The following is an 18,052-nucleotide window of genomic DNA, read 5'->3' as shown; positions in this document are numbered from 1 at the left end:
TTTAGTTCGCCGACCGTTGGGTTCTCCTACTGAGCACGGCAACGGTAAGGGCTGGCAAGAAGGTGACGGTGACAATTGCCGTGCCGAGCAGCCCGAATAGCACAATGGCACCGACGCCGCGGTAAAGCTCGGTGCCTTCCCCGGGTAGAAACACCAGCGGTGAAAGGCCACACAGGGTGGTAAGAGTCGTCATGGCGATAGGCCGTAAGCGACTCTCTACCGCATGCTGAACGGCCTCCCGAACCCCCATACTCGCCGTGCGTAGATTCTCCCTCGCCTGATGAACCACCAGTATCGGATTGTTGACCACCGTCCCCATCAGAATCAGAAAGCCCAACATGGTGATCATATCGAACGGCTGGCTGATGGCATTTAAGCCAATTTTCGGCAGCTGAGCGCCGACAGTATTCATCAGCCACAGCCCTACAATCCCCCCTGCGGCGCCTAACGGAATAGTGGCGAGAATCAGCAGCGGGTAACCCCAGTGGGCAAAGATCGCTACCAGCAGCAGATACACAATCGCCAACGCAATTAATGCATTACCGGTTAGCGCCTGGCGGGTGGCGTCCAACTGATCCCCCGCGCCGGTCACGCTGACGTTAATGTTGGCGGGTATGACGCCCTCATCGCGCAGTGGGTCGATAACCTCATCCTGCATCTGCTCGATACCGGCTTCCAGCGCCACGCTGCGGGGTGGAATAACGTCCAGCGTCACGCTGCGGCGCCCGTCTACCCGCCGCAGCGTAGCCGTTCCCACCGTCTCGCGAATATCGGCGAGGGTGTTGAGCGGAACGCTCACCCCAGAAGGGGTATAGATGGGCAGGGTGGCAAGGGCATCAAGGTCGATATCGCCTGCCTCGGGGCCATAGCCGTAAAGGTCGATTTTCTCGTCGTCGAGATAGAAGTCATCCAGGTAGGCGCCGTTGGTGAGCACCGCGACGGTAGTGCCCAGGGCGTCGGTATCCAGGCCGACTTCAGCGGCGCGCTCCCAATCGGGGTATACCTCAATCAGCGGCTGGCCAAGATCCAGAGCGGAGGGCCGTGACTGAATGCGTGGGTTGTCGAACACTGTCTCGGCGCGTTGATAAATCGCATTGGCGGTGGTGTAGAGTTCGTTTAGATCGTTGCCGGCAATATCCAAAGTGATACTGCGCGTTCCGCCGTCGTTACTGGAGATAATCGAACCACGGGCAGCAAAGGCGCGCATGTCCGGGTACCTTTCAAAGCGCCGGGTGAGGGCGTCCATCAAGGCTTCAATATGGGTGGGGTCGATGGTTTCCGCAATGATCCGCAGGCTCTGCGCTTCGGCTTGAATGCCCATGGTGCGAATCGGCGGGATGTCGGTATCGCCGCGCTCGAAGTCCTCTGGATCATCGCCTACATGGGGTTCCAGTTCTTGCTGCAGCGTTTGCGCAATGGCATCCATGGTGGCCAGGTTGTAACTCGCCGGGGCGTTCATGCTAGCAAAGGTTTTGGCCTCTTCGCCTTCGGGCAGGTACTCCGCCGGGGGCGTCAGCCAGACAAAAATGCCGATTCCCCCTATGATGCCCAGCACGATAGCGAGAAAGCGCCGGGAAGCCGTGCGAATCATGCCATCAACCACCCAAAGGCAGCCGCGTACCCAGCGCGGCGATGACGTTGAAGCGCTCTCCTTACCGCGAAAATCGATATGCGCGCCCAGGGTGGGAATAACGGTAATGGCGACCACCATGGAGACAATAATCGACGTCGAGATGGCCACCGCAATATCGGAGTAGAGCTGCCCGGCTTCCTGCTGAATAAAGAAGATCGGCACAAAGACTAAAATAGTGGTCAGCGTTGAGGCCAGCACCGCAGGCCATACTTGCTTGACGCCCTCAAGAGCCGCTTCAAAGCGCGCCAGGCCACGGCGGCGCTGGGTCTCAATGCTCTCCAGCACGACGATGGTGTTGTCTATCGTCATGCCAATGGCGAAAGCGACACCCGCCAGCGAAATGACGTTGAGCGTGCGCCCTGCCAGCAGCAGGCCTAAAAAGGCGGCGATGGTGCAGATAGGGATGCCGATGACACCGGCCAGGGTAGCGCGGGCAGAGCGCAGGAAGGCATACATCACCAGGGTTGCAAACAGCGCGCCCAGGCCCAGGTTGACCCAGACATTGGCAATCGACGACTCCACGTAGCGCACGTCGTCGCTAGAGAGCGTCATGCGCATGCCCTGCTCGGCTAGCAGACCTTCATTTAGCGCCGCGACTTCATCGAGCATGGCGCGCTTGATATCAATCACATTGGCGCCCGGTTCCCGGCGCACCTGCACGCTTAGTACCGGCTGACCGTCCGAGCTGTAAGCGCGAGAAGTGAGTTCGGCGTAGGATTGGCGTACTTCAGCCACATCGCTTAGCCGGGTGACCGCGTCTCCGTCGCGGATGAGAATCAGCGCTTCAAGGCTCTCCACATCCTCAAAACGGCCTACAGTACGCAGCAGGTAGCGGCGTTTGCCGCTCTCGAGGTTGCCGCCGGAGACATCCTGGTTGCGAGCCTGAAGGGCGTCCTGAATGTCAGCGATACTCAGTTCACGGGCGACCAACGCTTCGGGGTCGATCAGTAGCTGCATTTGCCGCTCTGCACCACCGGAAACCGTGACTTCCGATACGCCCGCAACGCTCTCAAGGCGCGGGCGGACATTATCTTCCAGGTAGTCGCGCATGGCCGGCATATCGAGCTGGCGGGGGTTACCCCCACGGGGGCCAACGTTAAAGTACATAAAGGCGTTGGCGGAAAAGGAGTTGGCGACGATGCGCGGCTGGTCGACATTGTTGGGGTAGGAGGGCACCTGGCTTAGCGCGTTGTTAACCCGAATCAAGGTTTCGGTGAGATCGACGCCAAACGGGAACTCCAGCTCGATTTCGGCGCTGCCGCTGCTGGCGGTGGACTCCATGCGCTGCAGGTTGGGCACATTACGCAGGAACTCCTCTTGTTCGATCAAGATATCCTTTTCAATATCCTGCGGCGTGGCACCCGGCCACTGGGTCTCAATACCCACCACGCGGGTTTCCAGGTCGGGAATCATCTGTACAGGGATGCGCCAAATCGCAGCTACCCCCAGAATCAGCAGGATCAGCGTAATAACGCTCACCAAGATGCCGTGACGAATAATGGCGGCAAACATATGCGGGTATCGCTCCTTAGTCGTCGCTCAGGGACACTTCTTGTCCCTCTTCAAGCCGCTCATTACCGACGACGATAACGCGGTCTCCCGCTGATAGGCCCTCATTCACGGCGACCTCTCCCTGGTAGCTGCTGCCGATCTCAACCCGCTGTTCGAACGCCTGCCAAGTATCATCGCTCTGGCTCTGGCGGGCTAACCAAACGCTGACGCTGCCATCCGGACGGCGAATGAGGGCATCCCTCGGCACGCTGGGCCCGCTTTCGCCGTTAAGCTGCAAACGGCCTTCTACTGCCATACCCGGTAGCATTTCAAGTGGTGTTTCCGGCGCTGCACGCAGCAGAAACTGCCTTGAACTGGCATCGAGGGGAATACGCGCGAGGGTGCGCGCCGGGTGCCATTGATCGCTGCCTTCTAAGCGCACCTCTAACTGGGAGCCCTCAAAGCGTTGGTAGGCAGAGAGCGGCACCGAGAAATCCAAGCGAAGGGAAGCTAAATCGACCAAGGTGAGCAGGGTATCACCGGGGTTTACCCACTCACCGATATTGCTCTCACGGTGGGTGACCATGCCGTCAAAGGGGGCACGTATCTGGTGACGCTCAAGCTGCAGCTGGGCCAAGCTGTAGTCGGCTCGACGCGCTTCAAGGGTGGCCTGGGCCGCTGCTAAAGCGCTTTCACGCTGGCGTCGTTCACTGGCGGCAAAGTTTTGCGCCGAGAGCTGATTGGCTTCGCTCACTAAGCGCTGCGCTTCGTCACGTTCGGCTTCGGCCTGAGCTAGATCCGCGCTGGCGCGCTGGCTTTCCAGGCTAATATCGCGGGTATCAAGCGATAAAAGCGGCTGGCCTTGAGTGACTGTGTCGCCCATCTCAACCGTTAGCTCGCTGACCTGACCCGCTTCAGCGCTTGATAGCAGCGAGGTGCGTGGGGCGCTGACGGTGCCGGTCAATGGCAACACCTCTATCCGCGGAGAGTCCGCCACTACCTGCGTCTCAACACGGTTTTCCTGAGCGACCGCCATGGCCGCTAGGCTCAGGGTTAAAACAGCGCCTGCGCCTAGACGAGTCAGAGAGGAAAGTAGAGATAACAAGGCAGCTCCTGAAAAAACAATTAAAGAACAGCGTGACAGCTTTTTACACTGCACGCCGTTAACTCACTCAACATTATACAAGAGGTGTTTATTGTACAAGCTTTAGAGCGGAGCTGCTCTCTTAACTGCGGCTAACAGCGCCTGCAAAGGATGCGGCATTACCTGACTCGAGTAGCGCTTTACCTGGCTTCGGCAGGAGTAGCCGGTAGCCAGTAGTTTGCCGCTGTTTTCCTCTGCCTCGACCTGGGGCTGCCACGACTGGGCGTAGATCGTTTTTGACGTAGCGGCGTTGCGGGTTTCATGGCCGTAGGTGCCGGACATACCGCAGCAGCCGGTGGCCATCAGCTCAAGCTCTAACCCAAACGCCGCAAACACTTGCTGCCAGGCTTTAGGGCTACCCGGCGCGTTGGTTTTCTCGGTGCAGTGGGAGAGCAGCTTAAAGCCTGGGTCGTTTAGCTTGAGCTGGCTGGGCGCAAGCGTATTAATGCGGGTTGCCAGCCACTCCTGCAGCATCAGCACCTCCGGTACCGCCTCATTGCCTAGTGCTTTGATGTACTCCTGGCGGTAGGTAAGCGTCATTGCTGGGTCGATGCCCACCAGGGGGATATCAAAGCGGGCCAAGGTGCGTAGCCGCTCGGCCTGCTTGGCGGCGGTGCGCTCGAAGGCGCCTAAAAAGCCCTGAACCTGGAGCGGTTTGCCGTTAGCCGAATAGGGCATCACGAACACGCGTAGATTCAGACGCGATAGCAGCTCTACCACGTCCATGACCAGCTTGGCTTCAAAGTGGGTGGTGAAGGCGTCCTGGACAATAATCACGCTGTTAGCGCGCTGCTGTTCGGTTAACAGGGTAAGCGAGAGCGGCGTTGCCTCGGCGACGCCCCAGGCGTTGAGCTGCTTTTTAACACTGGCCCGTGAAAGCGCCGGAGAATCGCTCATGCCCAAGGTGCGGCGCATCAGTTGCTCTACCCAGCGCTGGCCAATCACGGCGTTATACAGCGGTGCCGCCTTGGCCAGGGTGGGCAGCATAAATTCAGTGCCGCCAATCACGTAGTCGCGCAGCGGGCGCAGGTAGCGGCCGTGGTAGACCTCCAAGAACTGCGAACGAAACTGGGGGACGTTGACCTTAACCGGGCACTGCCCCGCGCAGGACTTACACGCCAAACAGCCCGCCATGGCGTCATAAACCTCATGGGAGTAGTCGTGGTGCTGCTTGCGGCTTAGCGTGTTCGCCACCCGCAGCGGAAAGCTCTTAATAAAGCCCCAGCCGCCTTCGGCTTTCTTCTTACGCGACTCTTCGACCACGTCGATGCCCGCCTGGGTCTGCAGCCGCAGCCACTCGCGGATCAGGCTGGCACGGCCTTTGGGCGAGTGGCGACGATCCCTCGTTGCCTTCCAGGAAGGGCACATGGGGTCATCAAGGTCATAGTTGTAGCAGGCGCCGTTACCATTGCAGTACACCGCGGCGTCGTAGGCCTGCCAGGCGCGCTCGTCGATGGTGCGGTCAAACTGACCGCGCATGGGCACGCCATCGACCGTCAACAGATCGGGATCGCTATCCTTGGCGATGAGCTCGCCGCTTTCGGCGGGCGAGGCGATCTTGCCAGGGTTAAGCTGGTTATAAGGATCAAAAGCCGCTTTTACCCGCTGAAGGCTGGGATAGAGTTCGCCGAAGAACTTAGGCGAATATTCGGAGCGTACGCCCTTGCCGTGTTCGCCCCACAGCAGGCCGCCATATTTCTGGGTCAGCGCAGCCACTTCATTGGACACCGCGCGAATCAGTTTTTCCTGTTCGGGATCCTTCATATCAATGGCGGGGCGCACGTGCAGCACGCCTGCATCTACATGACCAAACATCCCGTAGGAGAGTCCTCGGGCATCCAGCGCGGCGCGGAACTCTGCGATAAACTCGGCCAGATGCTCCGGTGGCACGGCGGTATCTTCCACAAACGGAATGGGCCGTTTCTCGCCCTGCACATTGCCGAGCAAACCCACCGAGCGCTTGCGCATAGCGTAGACTTTCTGGATCTGCCCGCGCCCCTCGGCCAGGGTGTAGCCTAGGCGCTCAACGGTGGTGTCTTGGCTTAGGTGTTCGGTGAAGGCGCGAACTCGCTCGGCGAGGGCACTCTCATCGTCGTCATTAAACTCAATCAGGTTAATGCCGCGAATCGCCGTGTTAGCGGTCGCCGGGAAGAACTCCGCCACGCTGTCCCAGACGAAATCTTCCATCGCCAGTTGCAGCACGCTGTCGTCGATGGTCTCAATCGAGGTAGGCTGCGCGCTGGCAGTCATTAATGCTTTGGCATCCCGCAACGCATCCATAAAACTGGTATAGCGCACATTGACCAGGGTGGAGTGCTTGGGAATCGGCAGCACGTTCAGCACCGCTTCATTTAAAAAGCCCAGCGAGCCTTCCGAGCCGCACAGCAGGCTGTTGAGGTTGAGCTGCCCCTCGTCGTCGCGCAGGTGGGCTAAATCGTAGCCGGTCAAGCAGCGGTTGAGCGGCGGGAATTTGGCTGCAATCAAGTCGCGCTGCTGGTCGATAATCTCGGCGGCGGTGGTATGTACGCGGCCCAGAATGCCTTCCTGCTGGCACTCAGCCTGCTCTTCGTCCTGTGTTAATACGCGGCTGTGCAGATGCTTTCCACCGATCAAAATGGTATCGAGCTCCAACACGTGATCACGGGTTTTACCGTATTCGCAGCTGCCCTGGCCGCTGGCATCGGTTGAGATCATGCCGCCAATAGTGGCGCGGTTGGAGGTCGAAAGCTCCGGGGCGAAAAACAGCCCGTGGGGTTTGAGCGCCGCGTTTAATTGATCCTTCACCACGCCCGCCTGAACGCGCACCCGCCGTGCATCCACATCGATTTCTAGGATCTGATTCATATGGCGGGAGACATCCACCACGATGCCATCGGTGAGCGACTGGCCGTTGGTGCCGGTACCGCCGCCCCTGGGCGTTAATACAATGCTGCGGTGAGTGGTTTGGGCCGCCAGCCGGGTAAGGCGCTCTATATCTTCGGCATGCTTGGGGTAGACCGCCGCCTGGGGCAGGCGCTGGTAGATCGAGTTATCCGTTGCCAACACCGTACGGTTGGCATAGTCGGGAGCGATTTCGCCTTCAAAGCCACGCGTTTTAAGCGCCTGTAGAAAACGTACATACTCATTGCCCAAGCGTTCAAACGGGGCGGTACGGGTGTCCAAGGATGCAATCATAGTTGATCAAGCCGTCAGTGCCGGGGGCGCAGTAAAAGAAGACCGCTACTTTACCGCAGCGGCTGCCCCGCTGCATCTCACGGTAGCGCATTGCTCTGTAGCTTACCCCACACCTTACTCCTCTCCTTAATCCACTCCCAGAGCCTCTTTCACCAGCGCTAATGAGGCGTCCGACATAGGTAGCGTTAGGGCCATGTCGTGGGCGCGGGGCGACATTTTGCGCCAGGTCATCTGCACGATCCGTACCATGTGGTCGTGCTCGATCTTGCGCGAGAAGTCGGCAAAGTAGTTCTCTAGAAATACCAGGCAGGCGCAATCCTCCAGCGCCTGCACATCGGGGTCTCGGCCCAGGCCTTTCTTGCCAATAATCGCTGCGGCGCGCTCGGCTTCTTTGTCACTGTAGCCTGCGTCGCGCATTAGCTGGGCGGTGGTATCGCCTGCGCGCTTGCCCTGGTCGCGCCGCCAGGTTAAGTAGCCTACGCGCCCTTCGGGGTACTCCTCACGCGGGACTAACCAGCGCTGTAAGTGCTGTGCGCGTACGGCTAAGCGCAGCACGTCATCGGGCGCGTCATGCACGCGGTCTAGCCAGTCGCTCATGCGCTGGGCATAAGCCAGTTCCTGGGGCATGGAGGTGCCATCGGCAAGCGTCGTGGAGCGCGGATCCTCGGCATGTAGGGCATCGATGGCGGCGAGCGTTTGATCAAAAGCGGTAGGCATAGCTGCGTTGCTCGGCTAGAAATGATGCTAATAGGTTGCCGAGAAACTGTGCGAATCACAACTGCTGTAGGGAAGGTTGTGAAAAGGGGAGGGCGCAGCGCCCGCTGCTAATCACAGCGGACGCCTTTTCATACACTATAAATGTAGCGTTAACATTAGCAACGGTTGTAGATGTCTTCGTTGAGCTCACCCTCGCTTTTACCTACCAGTGTGGTGACCATCAAATCGCCCGCAACGTTGACGCTGGTGCGTGCCATATCAAGGATCCTGTCAATCCCCGCGACCACGGCGATAGCTTCCAGCGGCAGGCCAACCTGGGCCATTACAATCGAGAGCATAATCAGGCCAGCGCCCGGAACGCCTGCGGTGCCAATGGATGCCAGCGTGCCAGTGGCGACAATCATGCCATAATCCATCATGCTCAAATCAGTGCCGGTCATTTGGGCAATAAATAGCACCACCACGCCCTGGTAAAGCGCGGTACCGTCCATATTGATGGTGGCGCCCACGGGCAGCACAAACCCTGAAACCCCTTCGGAAACACCCAGATTCTTCTGCGCACAGCGGATAGAGACCGGCAGGGTGCCCGCAGAAGAGGCGGATGAGAACGCCACTACAATAGCGTCCAGGCTGCCCTGTAAATAACGCATTGGGTTTAGCCGCCCCAATAGCGAGATAAAACCTGAATAGATCACCAGCACGTGGAGAATACTGGCCAGGTACGCCACGCCAATCAGCTTGGCCAGCGGCAGCAGTATCTCTAAACCGTACTGGCCGGAGACGTGGGCGATCAAGCCAAAGACGCCGAAGGGCGCGAAGGCCATCACAATGCCGGTGAGCTTGTACATCGCCTCGGCAAAGCTGTCAAATACCTTCATGACCGGCTCGCCTTTATCGCCGATCAACGTCAGCGAAATACCCAAACCAATGGCAAACACAATGATTTGCATAATGTTGCCGTTGGCCAGGGCGTCCAGCGGGTTACGCGGCACTAAGTTAACCAGAATAGAGACCAGCGATGGTGCTTCGCTAGCGGCCACTTCAGAGTCGAAGCTTAAATCAACGCCCACGCCTGGCTGCAGCAGGGTGGAAAGTACCAGACCGATGGAAATAGCAAAGGCGGTAGTGACCAAGTAGAGCGTAATGGTACGCGCGCCAATACGGCCCATTTTCTGCGGGTCGCGCATGGAGGTAATACCCACCACCAGGGTGGAGAACACCAGCGGCACAATCAGCATCATAATGGCGTTAATAAAAATATCACCCAGCGGTTTAAACACGCTGGCGCTCTCACCTAATAGCGCACCTGCCAAAATACCCAGCGCCAACCCTGCGAGAATCTTCTTCCATAGGGCAATTCGTCGCCACCAAGCAAACTTTCCCTGCTGTGCTGTCTCCTGCACTGCGTTTCTCCTGTCAAAAAGTGTGAAAACCTATTATTTATCGATTCGCCAGTCGAATCGGCGGGCACTCTATCACTTTTGGCTAATGGGCTGGGATGGATATGCCGAGTGGTTATAGCTCATGCGTTAGATCCGAGAGTTAGATGCTGCTCAGTCACAGGAATACCACGCGCTAATTGAGGTTGAGGGTTCACGCTATAGCTATTTTGAAATATAACGATCAGAACCAAGCTCTGAGTTGTGGTGATTTAATTCGAGTCTTAAAAGGGTTGAATATTGCGTTCGTTTTGACGTACGTACCATATGGCGTACAATAAATGTGAGGCGGGATAAATTAGAGGTGCGTTATGACCGGAATATCTGCAACAGAGGCGCGCAGCAATCTTTATCGATTGATTGATGAGACTGCCGAATCTCATCAGCCCATTGTCATTATGGGCAAGCGGAATAAAGCCGTTCTGGTGGCGGAGGAGGACTGGTCTGCCATTCAGGAGACGCTATTCCTGCTTTCTGTTCCAGGGATGCGAGAGTCTGTTCGTGATGGAATGGAGACACCAGTGGATGAGTGCGATGAGGAGTTGGACTGGTGACATGGAAGTTGGTTTACACCAAACACGCTCAGAAAGATGCGAAGAAGTTAGCCTCCAGTGGATTGAAGCCAAAGGCACAGGAGCTGCTAGCACTGATCGCTGAAGATCCGTATCGGAAACCGCCTCCGTTTGAGAAGCTCATCGGTGATCTTGCGGGGGCTTATTCACGGCGCATCAATATTCAGCATCGTTTGGTTTACCAGGTACTTGAAGACGAAGGGGTAATTAAAGTGCTCCGGCTTTGGAGCCACTACGAATAATGCATAATTAGCCGCAGTTGCCGATCATCTAAGCAGCGCTGCGCGCTGTATTCTCGGGTGCGCCGTAGGCTTACCTCGCGCTACTTGAGTGTGGCGCTAGTACACATTTATCTGGTGTTGCACTCTTTCAGCGGCACTACTTGGATGGTGACGCTCTATAATAGTTGGTCGATTCAACCTTCTAGCGTGGCTAAACGCATGCCAACTGACTCCGGCCATGGCTCCCCGCCGCGCTTTTGCCTACAATAGGCCCCTTTATGCACGCGCATTGGCGCGTTGCTCTTATTGTTTTCAGGCCAAGGGACAGGATTCATGCTCGATCCGAAACTGCTGCGCGGTGATCTTGACACGGTTGCTCAACAACTGGCCCGCCGGGGCTTTGTGCTTGATAAAGCGGGATTGCAGGCGCTGGAGTCGCGTCGCCGCGAACTGCAAACGCAAACCGAGCAGCTGCAAAATGAGCGCAATATGCGCTCCAAGGCGATTGGTAAAGCCAAGGCCAACGGGGAAGATATTCAGCCGCTGCTGGATGAAGTCAGCGATTTAGGTGATCGCCTTGATAAAGCCAAGCGTGAGCTGGCCGACGTCCAGGAAGAGTGGGACGACGCTATCAGTGGTATTCCCAACCTGCCCCACGAAAGCGTGCCGGAAGGCAAAAGCGAAGACGATAATGTCGAGCTTCACCGCTGGGGCACGCCGCGGGAGTTTGATTTCGAGGTGCTGGATCACGTTGATCTAGGCAAGAAGTCGGGTTATCTCGATTTTGAGCTGGCGGCGAAAATCACCGGTGCCCGCTTTGCGGTCATGCGCGGGCCGATAGCGCGCCTGCACCGCGCGTTGGCGCAGTTTATGCTGGATACCCAAACCGAGCAGCACGGCTATGAAGAGTGCTACGTGCCGTACATGGTCAACCGCGATTCGCTGATGGGCACCGGCCAACTGCCGAAGTTTGGCGAAGATTTGTTCAAGTTGGACGATGAGCGCGAGTACCACCTGATCCCCACTTCAGAAGTGCCGTTGACCAACTTTGTGCGCGATGAAATTGTCGAACAGGCAGCGCTGCCGATGAAGCTTACCGCTCATACGCCGTGTTTCCGCAGTGAGGCGGGCTCACACGGGCGTGATACCCGCGGTATGATCCGCCAGCATCAGTTCGATAAAGTCGAGATGGTGCAGATTGTGGAGCCGGAGAAGAGCTACGAAGCGCTGGAAGAGATGCGCGGCCATGCGGAGGCGATTCTGCAGGCGCTGGCGTTGCCGTATCGCGTAGTAACGCTTTGCACTGGGGATATGGGCTTTGGGGCCACGAAGACTTATGACTTGGAAGTGTGGTTGCCCAGTCAGGAGACTTACCGGGAGATCTCGTCGGTCTCTAACTGCGAAGATTTCCAGGCCCGGCGTATGCAAGCGCGGTATCGCCATCCGGATTCCAAAAAGCCGCAGTTGCTGCATACCTTGAACGGTTCGGGGCTGGCGGTCGGTCGTTGCCTGCTGGCGGTGCTTGAAAACCACCAGCAGGCGGATGGCTCGGTGATTATTCCTGAGCCGCTACGTCGCTATTTGGGCGGCGTGGAGCGTCTGGCCCTTTAAGCGCCCACTCAACGCTAACCCCGGCATCAATACGAATGGTGCCGGGGCTGTAATCACTGGCGGCACCGGATTGACTAGCGCCAGCGGCATCGCTTTCTGCCCGCATTGACATCATGCGCGGCTGGAAGATAGGCGATTGCGTCTCTTCAATGCGCTGCACATGGCCCAGTTCCGCATCTAAGCTGTCGGCCATCAGGTTTGCTTTGTGTTGCGCTTTCTCCAACGCTTTGACTAGCGCTTCGTCAGTGGCAGCGTCGCGGTCTTGTAGGTCAAACTGCACGCCATCCAATGAGTTAACACCAGCGGCTATTAGCGCGTCTAACACTTCGCTTAACTGTTCGAGGTCGGTGAGTTCGACGGTGATCGGGCGCTCAAGACGCGTGCGTTGCAAGGTCTCATGCTCGCCATCTTCATTGCGTGGCCCTTGAATATGTTCAGGATAGACATTTAACGAGCCTGCATTGATAGCGTTACGCTTTAGGCCAGTGGCTTCCATTTGCTCGATTAATTCGCTGGCGCGGGTCTCTAAACGCTCGCGGGCATCGCTAAGTGCGCTACTATCACTCTCTTCCAAGGTGGAAAGGGCGGGCGTGTTTTCCCATAACCGGGCATTCAGGGTGGCCTTATCGGGTTCTACCTCAACCCAAGACTGCGCTTGAACATGCAGGCTTGGCTGGGGTGGGTGCGACGGCGAGGCGTGTGCAAAAGGCACGCTAACTAGAGCCAATAGTGCGCTGCCTAGTATGCCATTGCGTAAACGTTTAGTACCTGATTTTTGAAGCTTAGCTGGTATGGCTTGCATAAATGTTTTCCTTAGTGGGCGGGCAGTGGTGTCGCCAAGTTAAACCGGGTGTAAATCATTCAGGTAGACGCAACTTGGAAGCGAAGTAGAAAGGAAAGTTCAGCACGGAAGAGTGGATGCAAAACAGTTGCTTATTATTTGCACGGTTTGTGCAATATGGTGAATGCAGCCATTATATATGGACAACAGGCTAGGGATGGATCATGTCGAAATTGTCGGACGAGGATTACCGCAGTATTCCACTCAATGCCACCTTGGCACTCGCTGCGCTGGTGGTGATTATTGCAGGAATGAAAGCCGGTGCAGATTTATTAGTGCCGCTGCTGCTCGCGATATTTATCGCAGTAGTATGTACTTCACCGGTGCAGTGGCTGCATCGCTGTGGTTTGAGCATGCGAATGTCGGCATTTCTGACATTGATGGTGTTGCTGGCGTTTATATCACTGATTGGCCTGCTGGTGGTCAATAGCTTTAGTACCTTTGTAACGGCGTTGCCGGAGATAGAATCGCGGCTTTATGAACAGTATTGGAATTTGCTCAATGCGCTCTCTTCTCGGGGGCTAGCGATTAATCCTGATCAGATCAACTCGCTATTTGAGATGGATGATGAAGGCTCCTGGATGCCAGAGGTATTGAGCCAGCTTGGTAACCTCTTTATGCAGAGCATCATTGTCGGGTTACTGGTCATCTTTATGCTGTTTGAAACCCTCAATGTGCGCGACAAAATTTCCCGTGCCTTGGAAAATCCTGCACCTAGCTTGAAACGCTTTAGTGAGTTCAGCTTAACGCTGAAGCGCTATCTGGCTGTTAAGACGGTTATTAGCCTGGCAACGGGCGCGTTGGTTTGGCTTTCTTGCATGGTCGTTGGGGTGGATTTTCCGCTGCTATGGGGCGTGCTGGCGTTTGCCCTTAACTTTATACCCAATATCGGCTCAGCCATTGCTGCCATTCCTCCCGTGCTATTGCTCTTGGTCTCCCAGGATGGCGGCGCCTTTCAGGCACTACTGCTGGCTTCCGCTTATCTGGTGATCAACTTTGTGCTCGGCAATTTGATCGAACCGCGGGTAATGGGGCAAGCGCTGGGGCTTTCCACGTTTGTGGCGTTTTTATCGCTGGTGGTATGGGGATGGATCTTTGGTGCGGCGGGAATGCTACTTTCGGTGGTGCTGACGATGACGCTAAAGATTGCCCTCGATAGCCACCCACAAACACGCTGGATCGCACGGCTGTTAGGGCCTGGAAAGCGCCGTGTGAAAGATACTCGGGCAGGTGATGCTAGTCTGCCACCGTGGAAACGTAAAAATTAAGCAGAAAATTTAGGGCCTGTTACCGCCGACAGAGTCGGCGGCTTTTACAAGTGCTAAACACCTTCATCCATCAAGCGTTTTGTTCGATGAACTGGGTCAGTTGTGATTTAGATTGCGCGCCAACCAGTGAAGCGACTTTGGTGCCGGATTTAAACAGCATGACGGTAGGTACGCCGCGCACGCCTTGTTCGGCAGCAATTTCAGGTGCGTCGTCTACATTGACACTAACGACTTTCAGGCTCTCCTGACGTTCTGCAGCCACTTCATCAACGACCGGGGCCATCACTTTGCACGGGCCACACCACGGCGCCCAGAATTTCATTAGCACAGGCTGTTCAGCGTTGAGGACTTCTTGCTCAAAATTGGCGTTGGTGACATCAACATTATTAGCCATTTGCTTCTCCGTTTGCGTTGCTCTTACTGTTTCGTTGCCTCAAATGGAGCAACGGTCATTACGCGATCAATTGGCGCTCGTTCACCACGCCTCATGTCTATCGCGATAAGCGTGGGCAGATGTTAGCGGGCGCGAAGGTTGCTGGCAAATTTCCTGCATGATGAGTTAACTAAATAGCAGAAATTAATGAGTGCTGGTAGGGCGTTTTTTTTATAATATAAAGATATTATCATGGTGTTTTTTATTCTATATGGTGCTTTAGAGTGCCTAGTCATCAACGCCACCAGTCAGACGTGATGTAGCCACCGCGCATGAGTGTGCTTAAAGGTTCGGTCTACATCGAAATACGGTCTACATGGATCTGTATAAAGAATAAATAAGGTGAGGATATGAAGCTACAACAGCTACGCTATATCTGGGAAGTCAATCGACATAACCTGAACGTCTCGGCCACAGCACAGAATTTATTTACCTCACAGCCGGGTATCTCCAAGCAGATTCGTTTGTTAGAAGATGAGCTTGGCGTCGAGATTTTTGCACGCAGCGGCAAGCACCTGACACGAGTGACGCCTGCTGGGCAGTCGATTATCGACCTGGCCGGGCAGGTACTACGCCTCACCGAAAACATCAAGCAGGTGGCCCAGGAGCATAGCGATGAGCGCCGCGGCAGCCTGGCCATTGCCACGACCCATACCCAGGCTCGCTACGCGCTGCCCCCCATTATCAGCGAATTCACCCTGAAATACCCCGATGTTGCCCTACATATGCAGCAGGGTACGCCCAAGCAGATCGCACAGATGGTCAGTGAAGGGCAGGCCGATTTCGCCATCGCGACCGAGTCGTTAGAGCTATTTACCGATTTAGTGCTGCTGCCCTGCTATCGCTGGAACCGCTGCGTTCTGGTGCCTAAGGGGCACCCACTGGCGACTCATCAGGGCCCGTTGACCCTTGAGGCACTTGGTGAGCATCCCTTGGTTACCTACGTATTCGGGTTTACCGGTCGCTCGCAGTTAGACGATGCTTTTAAAGCGAAAGGGTTAACGCCCAATGTGGTGCTAACCGCCGCAGATGCCGACGTGATCAAGACCTACGTGCGGCTGGGCATGGGCGTGGGAATTGTGGCCCATATGGCCGTGGACGAGGCGCTTGATGAGGATTTGGTGGCACTGGATGCGAGCCATCTATTTGCCAGCTCCACGACCAAAATTGGTATCCGCCGTGGCACCTTTATGCGCGGCTACATGTATGACTTTTTGGAGCGCTTTGCGCCTCACTTAACCCGTGACCGGGTTGATGAGGCACTGACGGCAGGCCCGCGCCATGAGCAGTCGCTGTTTGACGACCTGAACCTGCCAGAGTATTAACCCGCAGTGTGGCGTTAGTGCTGTAAATGCAGCCCGCACTCGCGCTTCTCTTCCACCTTGGTAGGGTCGAAGTAGTCGAAGTTGTTGGGTAGATTATGCGCCTGTAGATACTGGTACATATCTTTGGCGCTCCACTGCAGCAGCGGGGCGACTTTCAATAGGCCATCGCTGTTGCGGCTAACCGGCTGCATTTTTGCGCGCTCGGGGGTGTCTTCAGCACGCAGTGCTGTGAACCATACGTCGGGCTGCATTTCACGCAGTGCGCGTTCGAAGGGCTCAATTTTGACTTCCTGAGTAAAGGCCGCGTGGCGCGGGTCATCGATATCAGGCATGGGGCCTTCCAGCGCTTCACGGTGAGCGCGTGTGCGCCGGGGCACAAAGCTCACAATGTTTAGGTTGAGTTGCTTTATCACCTCGTCAGCGAATTGATAAGTTGCCTCGGTGTTGTAGCCGCTGTCCATCCACACGATGGGAATATCCGGACGCACCTGGCTAACCATATGCAGAATCACTGCCTCAAAGGGGCGAAAGTTGGTGGTGCAAATAGGCCGTGCACCCTGGGCCAGCGCCCACTCAACTAACCCTTGAGGGTTATTTGCGAAATCTCTGTTAATCGCTTCAAGCTCTGAGGACATACTGCCTCCTAATCGAGAATTAAATATCGAAAGTTAAATAATACTGACTAGGCTACCAAACAGGAGGCAGCGAACCCCAATACCATTTAGTTTGGCTTTTATATTCCTTTTTGATATAGAGCTCGCGCTGCTTATTCCAAAGCGCCTATAAGGTGACGAATTTTATCCAGTGTCTCCGTGTACTCTTCGTCCGCTTTCGAGTCTGCAACTAGACCCCCGCCGCCCCATACATGCAGTCTTCCCGCCTCGGCTACCATGGTGCGAATAGCGATGGAGGTATCCATGCTGCCGCGCACATCGACATAGCCAAGGCTGCCACAATAAACACTGCGCTGGCAGGGTTCTAGTTCATCGATGATCTGCATCGCGCGAATTTTTGGGGCGCCGGTAATTGAGCCGCCGGGAAAGGCCGCCTTAAGCAGTGCCAGAGGGGTGTAGTTGCCGGCCAGCGTTCCTTGCACCACGCTGACTAAGTGGTGCACGTTAGGATAGCTCTCTAGGCGGCATAGCTGCGGAACGCGAATGGAGCCGGGCTGGCAGACACGACCCAGGTCATTGCGCAGCAGGTCAACGATCATCACATTTTCAGCGCGATCTTTAGTGCTGCTCAATAGCTGTTCCGCCAGCACCTGATCCTCTTCAGGCGTCGCGCCTCGCGGGCGGGTACCTTTAATTGGCCGTGTTTCCACCTCGCCGTTGCGGCACTGAATAAACCGTTCGGGGGAAAGTGACAGCACGGCCTTATCGCCCCAGGCCATAAAACCTGAATAGGGCGTGGGGGTCGCTTTGCGTAACTGTAGGTACGCCTGCCACTCATCCCCCTGGTAGTCGGCATAAAAGCGCTGAGCCAGGTTGATCTGATAGCAGTCACCCGCGCGAATATAGCGCTGCACAGCGTTAAAGCGTGCGACGTATTGGTCATGGCTGAGTTCTGCTTTAAAGCTATTCGTCAATGTAAACGCGCAAGTCGGCGCTGGCGCCTGGATAAGCCAGCTTTCCACCTGCTCACGGCGCTGCGGGGTGGCGATCAACCACGCCTGCTGGGCCATGTGATCCAGGGTGATACACCAGTCGTAAAGTCCCAAACGGGCTTGCGGTAACGTGACAGGGCTTGCCTGAGTACTCTTGATCGATAAGGCTTTACGCCCTAAATCGTAGCCCCAGTAACCTATTAGCCCGCCTAGAAAAGGGAGTTCACTGGTTTCATTAGGAATATCCAGTTGATCCAGTAGCCACTGCTGCAGGGCAAACGCATCGCTAGTTATGTGCGCCGGTGGGCTAAGCTGATCTGATGCCATGCTTGCTTCGCCATGATGAGCCACTTCAAGCGTGGCAAGCGGGTCGCTGCTGATAATATCAAAGCGACCGGTGGCGATAGGGCGGCCACTATCGAGCAGCACCGCACCGGGCCTGGCACGTAGGCAGGCAAATATTCCCAGTGGGTCGGGTGAATAGGGCAGGGCAGTGATCGTCAACGCCTGGTTCATTAAGCAAACGCCTGGCCGGTAAGAGGGCTGCATATGGTAGAGGTCGTTGAAGATCGGCACC

At 56.2% G+C, this 18,052-nt stretch carries 14 protein-coding genes; 5 read left to right on the top strand and 9 right to left on the bottom strand.

All coding sequences use genetic code 11. The annotated features are described in order from the left end of the window. Position 1 precedes the first annotated feature (1 nt). The 5 genes from SR894_RS12820 to SR894_RS12800 all read right to left on the bottom strand — a co-directional run bounded on the left by SR894_RS12820 (position 2) and on the right by SR894_RS12800 (position 9,562). Complete coding sequence (locus SR894_RS12820) at positions 2-3,145, bottom strand: efflux RND transporter permease subunit (protein ID WP_223288771.1); 3,144 nt, start codon at positions 3,143-3,145, stop codon at positions 2-4. 16 nt (positions 3,146-3,161) lie between these two features. Then, complete coding sequence (locus tag SR894_RS12815) at positions 3,162-4,229, bottom strand: efflux RND transporter periplasmic adaptor subunit (protein ID WP_133732770.1); 1,068 nt, start codon at positions 4,227-4,229, stop codon at positions 3,162-3,164. Positions 4,230-4,331: 102 nt separating this feature from the next. Further along, entirely contained in the window at positions 4,332-7,442 is a 3,111-nt protein-coding gene (ydiJ, locus tag SR894_RS12810) for a D-2-hydroxyglutarate dehydrogenase YdiJ (RefSeq protein ID WP_133732769.1), read from the bottom strand. Positions 7,443-7,568: 126 nt separating this feature from the next. Beyond that, complete coding sequence (locus SR894_RS12805; protein ID WP_133732768.1) at positions 7,569-8,159, bottom strand: DUF4202 domain-containing protein; 591 nt, start codon at positions 8,157-8,159, stop codon at positions 7,569-7,571. A 155-nt stretch (positions 8,160-8,314) separates the two neighbouring features. Then, entirely contained in the window at positions 8,315-9,562 is a 1,248-nt protein-coding gene (locus SR894_RS12800) for a dicarboxylate/amino acid:cation symporter (protein ID WP_133732767.1), read from the bottom strand. A gap of 347 nt (positions 9,563-9,909) precedes the next feature. Between SR894_RS12800 and SR894_RS12795 the strand changes: the two genes are divergently transcribed. From SR894_RS12795 to serS, 3 genes are all read left to right on the top strand, one after another. Continuing rightward, positions 9,910-10,152 (top strand): type II toxin-antitoxin system Phd/YefM family antitoxin, encoded by a 243-nt coding sequence (locus tag SR894_RS12795; protein WP_133732766.1) that lies wholly within the window; start codon positions 9,910-9,912, stop codon positions 10,150-10,152. Further along, positions 10,149-10,412, top strand: coding sequence for a Txe/YoeB family addiction module toxin (locus SR894_RS12790; protein ID WP_133732765.1), 264 nt, complete (start codon positions 10,149-10,151; stop codon positions 10,410-10,412). Before SR894_RS12795 ends, SR894_RS12790 begins: the two co-directional genes overlap by 4 nt. 312 nt (positions 10,413-10,724) lie before the next feature. Then, positions 10,725-12,002 (top strand): serine--tRNA ligase, encoded by a 1,278-nt coding sequence (gene serS, locus SR894_RS12785; RefSeq protein ID WP_133732764.1) that lies wholly within the window; start codon positions 10,725-10,727, stop codon positions 12,000-12,002. Here serS and SR894_RS12780 read toward each other — a convergent pair. Beyond that, positions 11,947-12,804: an SIMPL domain-containing protein gene (locus SR894_RS12780; RefSeq protein ID WP_133732763.1), complete on the bottom strand. Its 858-nt coding sequence runs from the start codon at positions 12,802-12,804 to the stop codon at positions 11,947-11,949. The two genes, serS and SR894_RS12780, sit on opposite strands and share 56 nt — an antisense overlap. A gap of 203 nt (positions 12,805-13,007) precedes the next feature. Between SR894_RS12780 and SR894_RS12775 the strand changes: the two genes are divergently transcribed. Then, the gene (locus SR894_RS12775; RefSeq protein WP_133732762.1) at positions 13,008-14,111 is read left to right on the top strand and encodes an AI-2E family transporter; all 1,104 of its coding nucleotides are present in this window, start codon (positions 13,008-13,010) and stop codon (positions 14,109-14,111) included. A 70-nt stretch (positions 14,112-14,181) separates the two neighbouring features. Here the strand turns inward: SR894_RS12775 and trxA are convergent, their stop codons facing one another. Further along, positions 14,182-14,505 (bottom strand): thioredoxin, encoded by a 324-nt coding sequence (gene trxA / locus SR894_RS12770; RefSeq protein ID WP_007113240.1) that lies wholly within the window; start codon positions 14,503-14,505, stop codon positions 14,182-14,184. Positions 14,506-14,894: 389 nt separating this feature from the next. On the opposite strand from trxA, the gene cysB reads away from it, so the two are divergent. Then, positions 14,895-15,869, top strand: a complete 975-nt coding sequence (gene cysB / locus SR894_RS12765; protein ID WP_133732761.1) for an HTH-type transcriptional regulator CysB — start codon at positions 14,895-14,897, stop codon at positions 15,867-15,869. Between the two features lie 14 nt (positions 15,870-15,883). On the opposite strand, the gene SR894_RS12760 is transcribed toward cysB, so the two are convergent. Together SR894_RS12760 and pabB are read right to left on the bottom strand one after the other, a co-directional pair. Then, complete coding sequence (locus SR894_RS12760) at positions 15,884-16,504, bottom strand: phosphoadenosine phosphosulfate reductase domain-containing protein (RefSeq protein WP_133732760.1); 621 nt, start codon at positions 16,502-16,504, stop codon at positions 15,884-15,886. 131 nt (positions 16,505-16,635) lie between these two features. After that, on the bottom strand, positions 16,636-17,991 hold the full coding sequence (gene pabB, locus SR894_RS12755; protein WP_133732759.1) for an aminodeoxychorismate synthase component I: 1,356 nt from the start codon (positions 17,989-17,991) through the stop codon (positions 16,636-16,638). Positions 17,992-18,052 lie beyond the last annotated feature (61 nt).

Source organism: Vreelandella neptunia (genome assembly GCF_034479615.1).
Classification (GTDB): Bacteria; Pseudomonadota; Gammaproteobacteria; order Pseudomonadales; family Halomonadaceae; genus Vreelandella; species Vreelandella neptunia.
Note: the sequence above shows the minus strand (reverse complement) of the source record. Positions and strands in the feature narration are given on the sequence as shown.

What these genes read in the sequence shown, in the direction of transcription:
- SR894_RS12820 (WP_223288771.1), bottom strand. Translation starts at nt 3,145, where the DNA reads ATGTTTGCCGCCATTATTCGTCACGGCATCTTGGTGAGCGTTATTACG.
- ydiJ (WP_133732769.1), bottom strand. Translation starts at nt 7,442, where the DNA reads ATGATTGCATCCTTGGACACCCGTACCGCCCCGTTTGAACGCTTGGGC.
- SR894_RS12805 (WP_133732768.1), bottom strand. Translation starts at nt 8,159, where the DNA reads ATGCCTACCGCTTTTGATCAAACGCTCGCCGCCATCGATGCCCTACAT.
- SR894_RS12795 (WP_133732766.1), top strand. Translation starts at nt 9,910, where the DNA reads ATGACCGGAATATCTGCAACAGAGGCGCGCAGCAATCTTTATCGATTG.
- serS (WP_133732764.1), top strand. Translation starts at nt 10,725, where the DNA reads ATGCTCGATCCGAAACTGCTGCGCGGTGATCTTGACACGGTTGCTCAA.
- SR894_RS12780 (WP_133732763.1), bottom strand. Translation starts at nt 12,804, where the DNA reads ATGCAAGCCATACCAGCTAAGCTTCAAAAATCAGGTACTAAACGTTTA.
- SR894_RS12775 (WP_133732762.1), top strand. Translation starts at nt 13,008, where the DNA reads ATGTCGAAATTGTCGGACGAGGATTACCGCAGTATTCCACTCAATGCC.
- trxA (WP_007113240.1), bottom strand. Translation starts at nt 14,505, where the DNA reads ATGGCTAATAATGTTGATGTCACCAACGCCAATTTTGAGCAAGAAGTC.
- cysB (WP_133732761.1), top strand. Translation starts at nt 14,895, where the DNA reads ATGAAGCTACAACAGCTACGCTATATCTGGGAAGTCAATCGACATAAC.
- SR894_RS12760 (WP_133732760.1), bottom strand. Translation starts at nt 16,504, where the DNA reads ATGTCCTCAGAGCTTGAAGCGATTAACAGAGATTTCGCAAATAACCCT.
- pabB (WP_133732759.1), bottom strand. Translation starts at nt 17,991, where the DNA reads ATGAACCAGGCGTTGACGATCACTGCCCTGCCCTATTCACCCGACCCA.